Annotated in this window: 10 protein-coding genes; 5 read left to right on the forward strand and 5 right to left on the reverse strand. The window is 70.6% G+C overall.

The genetic code is table 11. The features are described 5' to 3' along the window. The first annotated feature begins 132 nt into the window (after positions 1–132). Positions 133–993 carry a mycothiol conjugate amidase Mca gene (gene mca, locus OHT57_RS31920; protein ID WP_328753390.1) on the forward strand — a complete coding sequence of 287 codons (861 nt, stop codon included), beginning with the start codon at positions 133–135 and terminating at the stop codon, positions 991–993. Continuing rightward, entirely contained in the window at positions 986–1246 is a 261-nt protein-coding gene (locus tag OHT57_RS31925) for a hypothetical protein (RefSeq protein ID WP_328750162.1), read from the forward strand. Before mca ends, OHT57_RS31925 begins: the two co-directional genes overlap by 8 nt. A gap of 243 nt (positions 1247–1489) precedes the next feature. Here the strand turns inward: OHT57_RS31925 and OHT57_RS31930 are convergent, their stop codons facing one another. Further along, the gene (locus OHT57_RS31930; protein WP_328750163.1) at positions 1490–4690 is read right to left on the reverse strand and encodes a tetratricopeptide repeat protein; all 3201 of its coding nucleotides are present in this window, start codon (positions 4688–4690) and stop codon (positions 1490–1492) included. 172 nt (positions 4691–4862) lie between these two features. Between OHT57_RS31930 and OHT57_RS31935 the strand changes: the two genes are divergently transcribed. Beyond that, a complete protein-coding gene (locus OHT57_RS31935) occupies positions 4863–5510 on the forward strand; it encodes a hypothetical protein (protein ID WP_328750164.1) in 648 nt (215 codons plus the stop codon). A gap of 28 nt (positions 5511–5538) precedes the next feature. Next, complete coding sequence (locus tag OHT57_RS31940) at positions 5539–7569, forward strand: thioredoxin domain-containing protein (protein ID WP_328750165.1); 2031 nt, start codon at positions 5539–5541, stop codon at positions 7567–7569. Positions 7570–7588: 19 nt separating this feature from the next. Here OHT57_RS31940 and OHT57_RS31945 read toward each other — a convergent pair whose 3' ends face one another. The 4 genes from OHT57_RS31945 to trhA all read right to left on the reverse strand — a co-directional run bounded on the left by OHT57_RS31945 (position 7589) and on the right by trhA (position 11352). Continuing rightward, positions 7589–8317 (reverse strand): Mut7-C RNAse domain-containing protein, encoded by a 729-nt coding sequence (locus tag OHT57_RS31945; protein WP_328750166.1) that lies wholly within the window; start codon positions 8315–8317, stop codon positions 7589–7591. 33 nt (positions 8318–8350) lie between these two features. Further along, entirely contained in the window at positions 8351–8983 is a 633-nt protein-coding gene (locus OHT57_RS31950; protein WP_328750167.1) for a TetR/AcrR family transcriptional regulator, read from the reverse strand. A gap of 4 nt (positions 8984–8987) precedes the next feature. Further along, entirely contained in the window at positions 8988–10532 is a 1545-nt protein-coding gene (locus OHT57_RS31955) for a DHA2 family efflux MFS transporter permease subunit (protein WP_328750168.1), read from the reverse strand. A gap of 106 nt (positions 10533–10638) precedes the next feature. Next, on the reverse strand, positions 10639–11352 hold the full coding sequence (gene trhA, locus OHT57_RS31960) for a PAQR family membrane homeostasis protein TrhA (protein ID WP_328750169.1): 714 nt from the start codon (positions 11350–11352) through the stop codon (positions 10639–10641). Positions 11353–11690: 338 nt separating this feature from the next. On the opposite strand from trhA, the gene OHT57_RS31965 reads away from it, so the two are divergent. Continuing rightward, a complete protein-coding gene (locus OHT57_RS31965; protein WP_328750170.1) occupies positions 11691–13514 on the forward strand; it encodes a phosphoenolpyruvate carboxykinase (GTP) in 1824 nt (607 codons plus the stop codon). Positions 13515–13539: the final 25 nt, after the last annotated feature.

A 13539-nucleotide genomic window follows, 5' to 3' on the forward strand; every position in this document is an offset into this window, starting at 1 on the left:
AAGCCTGCCCCCGCGGCGAGACCACCGCCCCTCGACGACGTCCCTGCGGGACGGCACCTAATGAAATGCGCCCGAAGACACCGGGGGCGCCGACTTACTGAGGATTGAGTCTTGACTGACCAGTTGCGACTGATGGCCGTGCACGCCCACCCCGACGACGAGTCGAGCAAGGGTGCGGCCACCATGGCGAAGTACGTGTCCGAGGGGGTGGACGTGCTGGTCGTGACCTGCACGGGCGGGGAGCGCGGCTCCATCCTCAACCCGAAGCTTCAGGGTGACGCGTACATCGAGGAGCACATCCACGAGGTACGCAAGAAGGAGATGGACGAGGCCCGCGAGATCCTCGGCGTGGGGCAGGAATGGCTCGGCTTCGTGGACTCCGGCCTGCCCGAGGGCGACCCGCTGCCGCCGCTGCCCGAGGGCTGCTTCGCCCTGGAGGACGTGGACAAGGCGGCCGGCGAACTGGTGAGGCAGATCCGCTCCTTCCGTCCCCAGGTGATCACCACCTACGACGAGAACGGCGGCTACCCGCACCCCGACCACATCATGACGCACAAGATCTCGATGGTGGCGTTCGAGGGTGCGGCGGACACCGAGAAGTTCCCCGAGTCCGAGTACGGCCAGGCCCACCAGCCGCAGAAGCTCTACTACAACCAGGGCTTCAACCGTCCCCGCACCGAGGCGCTGCACAACGCGCTGATCGCGCGCGGCCTGGAGTCGCCGTACGGGGACTGGCTCAAGCGCTGGGACGACTCGCCGATGCGCGACCGCACGCTGACCACGCATGTTCCGTGCGCCGAGTTCTACGAGATCCGTGACAAGGCCCTGATCGCGCACGCCACGCAGATCGACCCGGACGGGGGCTGGTTCAAGGTCCCGCTGGACCTTCAGAAGGAGGTCTGGCCGACGGAGGAGTACGAGCTCGCGAAGTCCCTCGTCGATACCTCCCTCCCCGAGGACGACCTCTTTGCGGGCATCCGCGACAATGCCTGACATGAGCGCAAGCGCAAGCCTGGCAATGACGCACCTCGCGACCCTCGCCCAGGAGGTCGACGAGGACAAGGTCACCCCCGGCGTCCTCGGCTTCATCGTCTTCGCGGCGATGGCCCTGGCGGTGTGGGTCCTGATGAAGTCCATGAGCAAGCACATGGGCAAGGTCGACTTCAAGGAGAACCCGGACGAGGGGGCCTCCGAGGAGGGCGCCGGCACGGGTTCCTCCGGCAAGGCCTCACCCGCGAAGGGCTGAACCGCAAGCCCCCGGCCTGCGGTCGCCGACGGCGGGAAGGGGGCGGTCAGGTTGTCGGGCGGGTGCGGGCCGGTGGGGGCTGGTCGCGCAGTTCCCCGCGCCCCTAAAGGCAGTGGGCGCAGGCCACGTAAGCCACACCGCGCCCGCGGCCCCGACCCACCCACCGCACCCGAAGCGGCACCGCAGGCGCAACAGGGGCGCGGGGAACTGCGCACAACGCCCGCCCCCACCGGCCCCAGGGACTCAGTGGGCCGGCGCGACCGCCACCCCCATCACCTCCCGGGCATGCCGGTTCGGCACCATCCCCAGCCGCCAGGCCTGCCACCCGGCCTCCAGGTTCACGCCGCGTTCCAGCAGCAGCCCGTAGGCCCCCACGTAGTCGTCCAGCTTGTCGTCCCGTGTCCCGTGCCCGCGGCGCCCCAGCTCCGCCAGCTCCTCCTGGGCGACAGCCGCGCCGATCTCCACGCCCCCCGGTGCCGCGTACGGCAGCAGGGTGCAGCGCAGGAAGCGGGCCCAGTCCTCGCCCCGCTGGTCGCCGTAGGAGGCGAAGAGGGCGGCCGCCTCATCGCACAGGGACAGGGCCTGGGGGGTACGGCCGTTGCCGGCGTCGACCACCGCCAGTTCGAGGGCGGTCCAGGCCTCGCCGTGGGCGACGCCGATGCGCTGGAAGTCGGCGCGGGCGTCGACCAGCAACTGCCTGGCGAAGCCGGAGTTGCGCAACGAGCCCGTCTGCGCGGCGCGTTGGTCGCGTGTCACGCGGGCCGAGTGGTGGCGGGCGCAGGCCAGGCCGTAGACGTCGCGCATGCGGGAGAACATGGTGCGCGAGCGTTCCAGTTCCCGGACCGCGAGGTCCAGGTTGCCCGTCTCCTCCAGCGCCTGCCCCAGGTAGTAGACCGTCCAGGCCTCGCCTCGCGCGTCCTCGTTGTCGCGGTGGCGGGAGGCCGCCTGGCGCAGACCGTCGACCGCCGGAGACGGGTCACCGGCCACCAGGCGGGCCCTGGCCAGCTGGGTCAGCGCCCAGGCCTCGCCACGGGCGTCGCGGGTGCGGCCGTACAGGTCGAGGGCGGTTCGCAGTTCCTTCTCCGCGCGCGGTACGTCACCCATGCGCAGCCCCAGTTGGCCGAGCTGGAAGTGGGCCCAGGCCTCGCCGTGCACGGATTCACCGGCGCGGTGCAGGACCAGGGAGCGGGTGAGGAGGTCGAGGGACTCGGCGACGCGGCCACGGTCGCGTTCGACCGCCGCCAGGGCGTGCATGGTCCAGGCCCGGTCCGTGGCCAGTTCGGGAGGCGCCTGGAGGTCCAGGGCCTCCTGGAGTCTCGCCGCCGCCTCGGTCAGCTGGCCCTGGTGGTGGAGGGTGATGCCCAGGGAGCACAGGGCGCGGGCGGCGCCCGCGTCGTGGTGGGCCTCCATGTAGAGGTCGACCACCGACGTCAGGGTGGTACGGGCCTTGTCCAGCTCGCCCAGCTGGCGGGCGGCTATGCCCGTGCGCCACTGCACCGACCGGAGCAGCAGCCCCTGGTCCACGGCCTGCGCCAACTCACTGATCTCACCCAGGCGGTAGAGGTCGCCCCGGAGAAGGCAGTAGTCGCACAGTGCGCCCAGAAGGTTCAGGACCGCCCCCTGGTTGACGCCCTCCGCGTGTCTGAGCGCCGCCGTGATGAAACTCGACTCGTCGTCGAGCCAGCGCAGCGCCTCGTCGAGTGAGGTGAAGCCGTGCGGGCTGAAACGGTCCGAGCGGGTCGACATGTTGCCGTCGACCAGGCGCAGCACGGAGTCGGCGAGATCGGCGTAGTTGACGATGAGACGTTCCTGCGCGGCCGTGCGCTCAGCCGCTTCCTCCTCGTCCAGCAGTCTGGCCTGGGCGAAGGCGCGGACCACGTCGTGGACGCGGTAACGGCTGCCGCGGACGTGGTCGATCAGGCCCGCGCGGGCCAGCGCGACCAGATGCCGGGTCGCCTCCGTCTCGTCGGTGGCCAGCAGCGCGGCCGCCGCGGCGGCACCGAGCGAGGCCCGGCCGGCCAGCGCGAGGCGGCGCAGAAGCCGGCGGGCCGGTTCCGACTGGTCGGTGTAGCGCAGCCACAGCACGCGTTCGACGGGTTCGACGGGGCCGTACGCGCCGAGGTCCGTGGCCAGTTGGCGGGGGGAGCGGGCGCCCAGTGAGGAGCCCGCTATGCGCAGGGCCAACGGGAGCCCGCCGCACAACTCCCTGATGAGGTCGGCGGACTGGGCGTCGTAGGGGCCGGTGCCGGACTCCGCGGCCGCGTCCAGAAGCTCCTCGGCGCCCGCCGCGTCCAGGGCGGCGACCGGGAGTTCGTGCACCTGGGCGGCGAGGTCGGACGGCAGGGCCAGCGGCTCGCGCGCGGTGACCAGGACCAGGCTGTCGGAGCGCTCGGGGACCAGGACACGGACCTGCTCGGCGTCGGAGGCGTCGTCCAGCACGATCGTCACCGGCAGGCCTCTGAGGTGCTGGTGGTACAGCTCGCTCAGCCGCTTGACCTGCTGGTCCGGCGACGAACGCTCACGGAACAGCAGTTGTTCGCGCGGGGCGCCGAGCCGGTTCAGCAGATGCAGCAACGCGTCGCGTGTGGGGAGCGGGGACTCTTCCGGGCTGTCGCCGCGCAGATCCACCACGCAGGCGCCGCGGAAGTAGTCCTTCAGGTCGTGTGCCGCGCGGACCGCGAGTGCCGTACGGCCGCTGCCGGGCGGGCCGTGCAGTACAACCACCGTGGGCCGGGTCTCGGTGGTCGCGCGCGAGGCCTGCACCCACTGCCGGATGCGGCCCATCTCGGTACGGCGGTCCGCGAACTCACTGATCGGCGCGGGGAGTTGGTTGAACGACTGCTCCAGCACGCTCCTTCCGCGGGCCGCGGCACTCTTGTCCGCGCCGCGCAGCCGCGGGCCCGGTTTCTTCGGGCCGGTGGACGCGCTGAGCACCCGCTGCTGGTCGAGGAAGGGCCGGATGCCCCGCACCTCCAGGGCCGTCAGCCACTGGAGCCGCAGTTGTTCCGGGCCGCCGGGCTGGCCGATCGCGCCCGCCCGGTGGTGCGCGGCGGGGAGATGCGAGCCGGCCACCTTCACGACGGTCGCCGCCGCGGCCACGACTCCCACGGCCACGCCCGCGCCCAGCGCGGTGCCCGTGTCGGTGCCCAGTGCCAGGTCGGCGACGGCGGCCGCCACCGCGGCGACTGCCGCCACCAGCAGGGGAGTTCCGGACGCCTCCTTCGAGTACCGCTGGCCGAAGGTGAGTTGACCCACCTGCGTCTCGTCCAGGGCGCGCGTGTACGTCTCGTACTCCTCGGCGGCCGTCTGCGCCATCGCGTCCAGCGATCCGCGGGCCCGGGACAGCAGTACGGCGCCGTCGACACGCCCGCCCGACCGCCGCACCTCCTCCTCCACGGCCCTGGCCAACAGCCGTTCGGCTTCCGCCCGATGGCTGTCCCGCATGTGACTTCCCCCTCCGGCGGCAACGGCTTTCTTGGTCAAGTGTGCGGCTGACGGGGCATCGGGGCGAGAGGGCGGGGGTGCCGCGTCGCCGTGAAGGGTTGGTGAATCGATGCTGTGGGCCCTCTGTGTGGCTATCGTGATCACAGACATCACGGGGAAAGACGGGGAACACATGACTGCGGAACACACCGCGCCGACGAGCCCGCCGCAGGGGCCTCACCAGCAGCCGCGCTGGGCCTGGTGGGTCGTCGGGATCGTCGTACCGGTCGCGGGAATCCTCGTCACGGTGCTGTTGAGCAACCCGGGTTCGTCGGGCGACGACAAGAGCGACAAGGGTGCCGGCGTGGCCGGGAGCGTACGGTCGGAGCCCACCACCTCGTCGTCGTCCGCCTCCTCGGGGAGGCAGCCCGCGAGCGGCGCGCCGGCCGGCCGGGTGCGGTTCGGCCCGGCCGTCGTGGACGCCGACACCACCAACTCGGGGTCGTACATCGAACTCGACACGTCCCAGCCGATCGTGTCGGGCACGGACATCAAGGGCGGCGACATCATCTTCGGGGCGTCCATCGGCGACCCCAACCTCTTCGTGCCCGGTTCCGCCTCCAACCTGGCCCGGATGCCCGCCTCGGGGGCCGCGCCGACGGCCGAGGAGTGCGCCGAGAGCGTCGACCGCAACGACACCTACACGGCGAACGTGAAGCGGGGTGACCGTTTCTGCCTGCGGACCGACGAGGGCCGGGTCGCCTACCTCCGCGTCGTCACCGCACCGAGCAGCGGCACCGGAAAGCTCGACGTCACGGTGTGGGAGACACCTGACGCCTGACTCCGCGGTACTGCGGCAGGATGGACCCATGCCGAACCGACTGGCTCACGAGACGTCCCCCTACCTCCTCCAGCACGCGGACAACCCCGTGGACTGGTGGCCCTGGTCGGCCGAGGCCTTCGAAGAGGCGCGGAAGGCGAACAAACCCGTCCTGCTGAGCGTCGGATATTCGAGCTGCCACTGGTGTCACGTCATGGCCCACGAATCCTTCGAGGACGAGGCCACCGCCGACTTCCTCAACGAACACTTCGTCAGCGTCAAGGTCGACCGTGAGGAACGCCCCGACGTCGACGCCGTCTACATGGAGGCCGTGCAGGCCGCCACCGGGCAGGGCGGCTGGCCGATGACGGTGTTCCTCACCGCGGACGGCGAACCCTTCTACTTCGGCACCTACTTCCCGCCCGCCCCCCGTCAGGGCACGCCCTCCTTCCGGCAGGTCCTGGAGGGTGTGCGCAGCGCCTGGACCGACCGGCGGGACGAGGTCGCCGAGGTCGCCGGGAAGATCGTGCGGGATCTCGCCGGGCGGGAGATCTCCTACGGCGACTCGCAGGCCCCCGGCGAGGAGCAGCTCGCCGCGGCTCTTCTCGGGCTGACCAGGGAGTACGACCAGCAGCGCGGCGGATTCGGCGGGGCGCCGAAGTTCCCGCCGTCCATGGTGGTCGAGTTCCTCCTCAGGCACCACGCCCGCACCGGCGCCGAGGGCGCCCTCCAGATGGCTCTGGACACCTGCGAGCGGATGGCCCGCGGCGGTATCCACGACCAGCTCGGGGGCGGCTTCGCCCGCTACTCCGTGGACCGCGACTGGGTCGTGCCGCACTTCGAGAAGATGCTGTACGACAACGCCCTGCTGTGCCGCACCTATGCCCACCTGTGGCGCTCCACCGGCTCCGACCTCGCCCGCCGGGTGGCGCTCGACACCGCCGACTTCATGGTGCGCGAACTGCGCACGAACGAGGGCGGGTTCGCCTCCGCGCTGGACGCCGACAGCGACGACGGCAGCGGGAAGCACGTCGAGGGCGCGTACTACGTGTGGACGCCGGAGCAGTTGCGCGAGGTGCTCGGCGAGCAGGACGCCGACCTCGCCGCCCGGTACTTCGGCGTCACCGAGGAGGGCACCTTCGAGCACGGGCAGTCCGTCCTGCAACTTCCGCAGCTGGACACGGTGTTCGACGCCGAGAAGGTCGAGTCGATCAGGCGGCGGCTCCTCGACGCGCGCGCGGAACGCCCCGCTCCCGGCCGGGACGACAAGGTCGTCGCCGCGTGGAACGGCCTCGCGATCGCCGCGCTCGCCGAGACCGGCGCGTACTTCGACCGGCCCGACCTGGTCGAGGCGGCGCTCGGTGCCGCCGACCTTCTCGTACGGCTGCATCTGGACGAGCACGCCCGTCTCTCCCGTACGAGCAGGGACGGTCAAGTCGGTGTCAACGCAGGGGTGCTGGAGGACTACGCCGATGTGGCGGAGGGTTTCCTCGCGCTCGCGTCGGTCACCGGGGAGGGGGTCTGGCTCGACTTCGCCGGGTTCCTGCTCGACCATGTGCTGGCCCGGTTCACCGACGAGACGGGCGCGCTGTACGACACCGCCTCGGACGGCGAGCAGTTGATCCGGCGGCCGCAGGATCCCACCGACAACGCGGTGCCCTCCGGGTGGACCGCGGCGGCGGGCGCGCTGCTGAGTTACGCCGCGCAGACCGGCGCCGAACCTCATCGCACCGCCGCCGAGAAGGCACTTGGGGTGGTGAAGGCGCTCGGCCCTCGGGTGCCGAGGTTCGTCGGGTGGGGGCTCGCGGTGGCGGAGGCGTTCCTCGACGGGCCGAAGGAGGTCGCGGTCGTGGGACCCGCACTGTCCGACGAGGCCACAAGGGCGTTGCACCGTACGGCACTTCTGGGAGTCGCGCCGGGGGCGGTCGTGGCCTTCGGGACTGCGGGCAGTGAGGAACTTCCGCTGCTCGCCGACCGGGTCCTCGTCAACGGCGAACCCACCGCGTACGTCTGCCGGCACTTCACGTGTGATGCGCCCACGACGGACGCGGAGGCGCTGCGGGTGACGTTGGGCGGTTGAGCGGCGGGTGGGCGACCGCTCAGGTGCTTGAGAACTCCGCCAGGGCCCGCTCCACGATCGCCTCCAGCTGTTGGTGGTGCGCGCCCTTCCAGTAGGCGCGGCCGCACTCCTCGCACTGGGCGAAGACGTCGTACGAGCGTTCCGTGCCGCCCTCCAGCCGGTCCGCCACCTGTTCCTTGGTGGCCTCTCGCAGCGGCCCGTTGCAGGCGGTGCAGCGGGTCCAGGGGCGCAGTTCGGGGCGGAAGCGGTCCAGGACGTCGCGGAGTTGGTCCTGGGGGCGGGTGCTGTAGACGAAGGCGCCCGCCCACAGTTCCCTGCGGTGCAGCAGGCCGCGATCGCGGCTGAGCAGGACGCGTCTCTCGCCGGCCGAGCGGGTGGCGAGCGCCGGGTCGCCGATGTCCGTCGACTCGTACGCCGTGTCCACGCCGAGCAGGCGCAGGCGGCGGGCGAGGGTGCCGAGGTGGACGTCGAGGAGGAAACGCAGGGGAGCGCCGGGGACCTGCTGGGGGCGCTCGACCTCCCGTACGGCCACGCGGTCGCCTGCTGCGGGGACGTACGACACCGGTACCTCGTGGCCGTTGACCACGAGTGCCCCCACCTCGGTGAGGGGGACGCCGGTCGACTCGACGACATGGCCGAGGGAGGCGACCCCGTCGGTGGTGACGGCGGTGGGCCCTCGGCGTCGGCCGCTCGCGACGAACACGGCCAGACCGGGGGCGAACTCGACGTGGATCTCGGGACCGTTCACCGGGTCAGGATGGCACGGCCGGGGTCGGCGGACTCAGGGCTTTTTTGTGGGCAGTCCGTGTTCCAGGACGTCCAGAGCCCGGCCCACCAGGGTGCTCATGTCGTCCTCGAAGCCGTTCTCCGCCCAGTACATGGAGACCTCCATGAGGCCGCCGATCAGGGACATCGCGCAGACACGCACCTCAAGGCCGTTCGGGTCCAGGCCGGAGCGCTCGGCGATGGCCTCGCGGAGCAGGCGTGAGGTCTGCGACATGCTCTCGACCATCCGGGCGCGGACGGCGGGGACCTGGACCCCGAGGTGGGCGCGCATACGGGCCACCTCGACGTCCTGCGCCAGGTTCCCCTCGATGGCGATGCGCATCACGTGCCGTACCGAGTCCATCCACGACTCGTCCGCGGGCCGGGTCCGCAGTTCCTCCAGCATCAGAGGGTCGTACTCGTCCGTGAGGACGATGTCCTCCTTGGTCGGGAAGTAGCGGAAGACGGTCGACGGCGACACCTCGGCCCGCTCGGCGATCTGCTCGACGGTCGTGGCGTCGTACCCCTGTTCCTTGATCAGCGCGTAGGTCGCGGTGCGGATCTCCTCGCGGGTCTTGATCTTCTTGCGCTCGCGCAGACCCGGTTGGGGGCGGTCGGCGGGGGAGAGAGGGGAGCGTGCGGCCGTCATGGGTTCATTGTCGGGCATCGGCCTCCTCGGCAGCCATGTCCGGTGGGGTGGAGGTCCCGGCCCTGCGGGGTGTGCCCGGCAGGAACGCGGCCGCCAGCAGCGCGGCGACGAGAGCGGCGATCCCGCACACCAGCAGGACGAGGCCCATGCCGTGGACGTACGCGCTGTTCGCGGAGGCCAGCAGGTCGGCCGAGCCGGTCCGCTCGGCGACGATGTGAGCGGCGACCACGGACTCCCCGGCGGTGTCGGCGGCCTGCGCGGGCAGTCCGGTGACGTCGAGGCGGTCCCGGAAGGTGCTGGCAAGCAGGCTGCCGAGCAGGGCGATGCCGATGGCGCCGCCGACCTGGCGCATGGTCATGAGGAGTCCGGAGCCGCTGCCGGCGCGGTCTCGGGGCAGGGCGCTCAGGGCGCCGTTCATGGCGGGGATGAGGGAGAGGCCGAAGCCGAAGCCGGTGAGGGCGAGCCACAGCGCGACGAAGCCGTAGCCAGAGTCCACCGTCGTACGGCTGGCCAGGAGTCCGGCGAAGGCCAGCACCACCAGGCCCGCGCTCACGGCGGCGCGTGCCCCGAAGCGGGCGACGGTCTTCGGGGAGAGGCGGGAGGCGACGAGCAGTCCGCCCATCATCGGCAGCAGGCGCACGCCGGTGTCGAGGGCGTCGTGGCCGAGGACGGTCTGGAGGAAGGGCGGCAGGACGAACAGCAGGCCGGACAGGATGAAGTTCACCAGGGTCGCGGCGACGGTGTTGAAGAGGAAGCCGCGGTGGGTGAGGAGGGTCATGTCGAGCATGGGGCGCTCGACACGGCGTTCGCGCAGCACCAGCCCGGCGATCAGGAGAACGGAAGCCGCGAGCATGCCCAGCACCAGGGGGTCGCCCCAACCGCGGGTGGGCGCCTCGATGATCGCGTAGACCAGGGCGCCCAGGCCGGTCACGGTGAGCGCGGTGGACAGGGCGTCGACCGTGGGGGAGGAGGGGTCGCGGGTCTCGGGGAGGAGGAAGACGCAGGCAGCGATGCCGATCGCGGCCATCGGGACGTTGACCAGGAAGACCGAGCCCCACCAGAAGTGGTTCAGCAGCCAGCCGCCGATGATCGGGCCGAGCGGCAGGCCGAGCGCGGAGGCGGCGGAGACGATGCCGACGGCCTTGGTGCGCTCGTCGGGGGCGAAGAGCGTGGGCAGCACGGAGAGCGCGAGCGGGGTGACGAGGGCGCCGCCGACGCCCATCACCGCGCGTGCGGCGATCACCGCGTTCACGTCGCTGGCCACCGCGCCGACCAGTGATCCGGCGAGGAAGACGACGAGCCCGGTGATCAGCATGCGGCGCCGTCCGAACCGGTCGCCGAGCAGGCCCGCGGGGAGCATCAGCGCGGCGAAGACGACGACGTACGCGTCCGCCATCCACTGCTGTGCACCGGTGCCGGCGTCGAGGGCGGCGGCCATCGTGGGCAGCGCGACGTTGAGGATCGTCAGGTCGAAGCCGAGCGTCAGCATGCTCGCGACGAGGGCGGCCAGGGCCCACCAGCGACGGGGGTCCGGAGTGATGGTTTCCATAAAGTGAAGGTAACTGTCAAAAGTGCGTGACTGTCAATTGCTTTCGTCATGCAAAAAGGGCCACGGCTCGATGCCGTGGCCCTCGGGTCGGGTCGGGTCGTTCGGGCTATGCGTGGCCGTATGCCACCAGCGAGATGCCGATGTAGTGGACGACGAACGCGGCCAGCGTGAGGGAGTGGAACACCTCGTGGAAGCCGAACCAGCGCGGTGACGGGTTGGGCCGCTTGAGGCCGTAGATCACGCCGCCCGCGCTGTAGAGGAGGCCGCCGACGACGACCAGGACGAGGACCGCGACGCCGCCCGTGTGCATGAAGTCGGGCAGGAAGAAGACGGCCGCCCAGCCCATCGCGATGTAGCAGGGGGTGTAGAGCCAGCGCGGGGCGCCGACCCAGAAGACCCGGAAGAGGATCCCGGCCAGCGCGGCGCCCCAGATGCTCCAGAGCAGCCACTGCCCCTTGGCTCCGGGCAGGAGCAGCATGGTCAGCGGGGTGTAGGTGCCGGCGATGATCAGGAAGATGTTGGCGTGATCCAGCCGTCGCAGGACGCCGTCCATGCGGGGGCTCCAGTTGCCCCGGTGGTACAGCGCGCTGACACCGAAGAGCAGACAGGCCGTCAGGGCGAAGATCCCGCAGGCGATGCGTCCTCTGGTGGAGTCGGCGAGGGCGGTGAGGACCAGCCCCGCGATCAGTGCGGCGGGGAACATCCCCAGGTGCAGCCAGCCGCGCAGCCTGGGCTTGATCGGCTCGGCGAACTGCTGGGCGTGCTGCTTGATCTGATGGGGCAGGGAGGGCGCGTCGGCGTCGTGGGCGGGCGGCGTCATGTCCCGCATCGTACCTACGGGGCCGTAGGTTACGCGTGAGTACGAGTTCGGGAGCCGCCAAGAGTGGCCATCGTCTCACGGGAGTTGACCTGTAAAGAGACGGTCAGCTGAACCCTACGTGCACGCAAATAAACGCGCTGTGCCCAAAGGGAGCGTGGCGATCCTCACTCCGCTCACCTGTGATGCCCTCTGGACAGATGGGCGCAACGGTCGGATGATCAAATGAGTGCGGTCGGCACCGGATGAGCGCCAAGGTCACCACCAAAAGGCACGAAAAGCATCCGGGTCGCAGCCCCCACGGGGCCTCCAAACAAAAAATCCCTCATCTAGGAGCAATCGTGGCGCGCGACATCGCGGCTCCCCCCGTCATTCCCACCCAGCACAAGGAACTGATCTCGTGGGTGAACGAGATCGTCGAACTGACCCAGCCGGACAGCGTGGTCTGGTGTGACGGATCCGAAGCAGAGTACGAGCGCCTGTGCGGGGAGCTCGTAGCGAACGGCACCTTCAGGAAACTCGACCCGGTCAAGCGCCCCAACTCCTACTACGCGGCCTCCGACCCGACCGACGTCGCGCGTGTCGAGGACCGCACCTTCATCTGCTCGGAGAAGGAGGAGGACGCCGGGCCCACCAACCACTGGAAGGATCCCGGCGAGATGCGGGAGATCTTCGCCGGTGACAAGGGCGTCTTCCGCGGCTCGATGAAGGGCCGGACGATGTACGTCGTCCCGTTCTGCATGGGCCCCCTCGGCTCGGACCTCTCCGCCATCGGCGTCGAGATCACCGACTCCGCCTACGTCGCGGTCTCCATGCGCACCATGACCCGCATGGGACAGCCCGTCCTCGACGAACTCGGTACCGACGGCTTCTTCGTGCGTGCTGTGCACACGCTCGGAGCGCCGCTGGCCGAGGGCGAGGCGGACGTGCCGTGGCCGTGCAACTCCACCAAGTACATCTCGCACTTCCCCGAGAGCCGCGAGATCTGGTCCTACGGCTCCGGCTACGGCGGCAACGCCCTGCTCGGCAAGAAGTGCTACGCCCTGCGCATCGCCTCGGTGATGGCCCGCGACGAGGGCTGGCTCGCCGAGCACATGCTGATCCTCAAGCTCACGCCCCCGCAGGGCGAGTCCAAGTACGTGGCGGCGGCCTTCCCTTCGGCCTGCGGCAAGACCAACCTCGCCATGCTGGAGCCCACCATCTCCGGCTGGACCGTCGAGACCATCGGCGACGACATCGCCTGGATGCGGTTCGGTGAGGACGGCCGGCTGTACGCCATCAACCCCGAGGCCGGCTTCTTCGGCGTCGCGCCCGGCACCGGTGAACACACCAACGCCAACGCGATGAAGACGCTGTGGGGCAACTCCGTCTTCACCAACGTGGCGCTGACGGACGACGGCGACGTCTGGTGGGAGGGGATGACGGAGGAGACTCCGGCGCACCTCACCGACTGGAAGGGCCGCGACTGGACCCCGGACTCGAACGAGCCCGCCGCCCATCCCAACGCCCGCTTCACCACGCCCGCCGCCCAGTGCCCGATCATCGCGCCCGAGTGGGAGGACCCCAAGGGCGTGCCGATCTCGGCGATCCTCTTCGGCGGGCGGCGCGCGAGCGCGGTGCCGCTGGTGACGGAGTCCTTCGACTGGAACCACGGCGTCTTCCTCGGCGCCAACGTGGCCTCCGAGAAGACCGCCGCCGCCGAGGGCAAGGTCGGCGAGCTGCGCCGCGACCCCTTCGCCATGCTGCCGTTCTGCGGCTACAACATGGGCGACTACATGGGGCACTGGGTCGACGTGGCCAAGGGCAGGGACCAGGCGAAGCTGCCGAAGATCTACTACGTCAACTGGTTCCGCAAGAACGACGAGGGCAAGTTCGTCTGGCCCGGCTTCGGCGAGAACAGCCGCGTCCTGAAGTGGATCGTGGAGCGGCTGGAGGGCAGGGCCGAGGGCGTCGAGACGCCGATCGGTGTCCTGCCTGCCAAGGGCGCCCTCGACACCAAGGGCCTCGAACTCTCCGAGTCCGACCTGGAGTTCCTGCTCACCGTCGACAAGGAGGTGTGGCGGGACGAGGCATCCCTGGTCCCCGGCCACCTCAACACCTTCGGCGACCACACGCCGAAGGAGCTGTGGGACGAGTACCACGCGCTGGTGCAGCGCCTGGGCTGACATACCCCAAGACGCCGCGGCCGGC

Source organism: Streptomyces sp. NBC_00285 (genome assembly GCF_036174265.1).
Classification (GTDB): domain Bacteria; phylum Actinomycetota; class Actinomycetes; order Streptomycetales; family Streptomycetaceae; genus Streptomyces.

Excerpts from the sequence above, each read along its gene's own strand:
- OHT57_RS31955 (WP_328750168.1), bottom strand. The coding sequence starts at position 10,532 with ATGGAAACCATCACTCCGGACCCCCGTCGCTGGTGGGCCCTGGCCGCC.
- OHT57_RS31930 (WP_328750163.1), bottom strand. The coding sequence starts at position 4,690 with ATGCGGGACAGCCATCGGGCGGAAGCCGAACGGCTGTTGGCCAGGGCC.
- OHT57_RS31950 (WP_328750167.1), bottom strand. The coding sequence starts at position 8,983 with ATGACGGCCGCACGCTCCCCTCTCTCCCCCGCCGACCGCCCCCAACCG.
- mca (WP_328753390.1), top strand. The coding sequence starts at position 133 with ATGGCCGTGCACGCCCACCCCGACGACGAGTCGAGCAAGGGTGCGGCC.
- OHT57_RS31935 (WP_328750164.1), top strand. The coding sequence starts at position 4,863 with ATGACTGCGGAACACACCGCGCCGACGAGCCCGCCGCAGGGGCCTCAC.
- OHT57_RS31925 (WP_328750162.1), top strand. The coding sequence starts at position 986 with ATGCCTGACATGAGCGCAAGCGCAAGCCTGGCAATGACGCACCTCGCG.
- OHT57_RS31940 (WP_328750165.1), top strand. The coding sequence starts at position 5,539 with ATGCCGAACCGACTGGCTCACGAGACGTCCCCCTACCTCCTCCAGCAC.
- trhA (WP_328750169.1), bottom strand. The coding sequence starts at position 11,352 with ATGACGCCGCCCGCCCACGACGCCGACGCGCCCTCCCTGCCCCATCAG.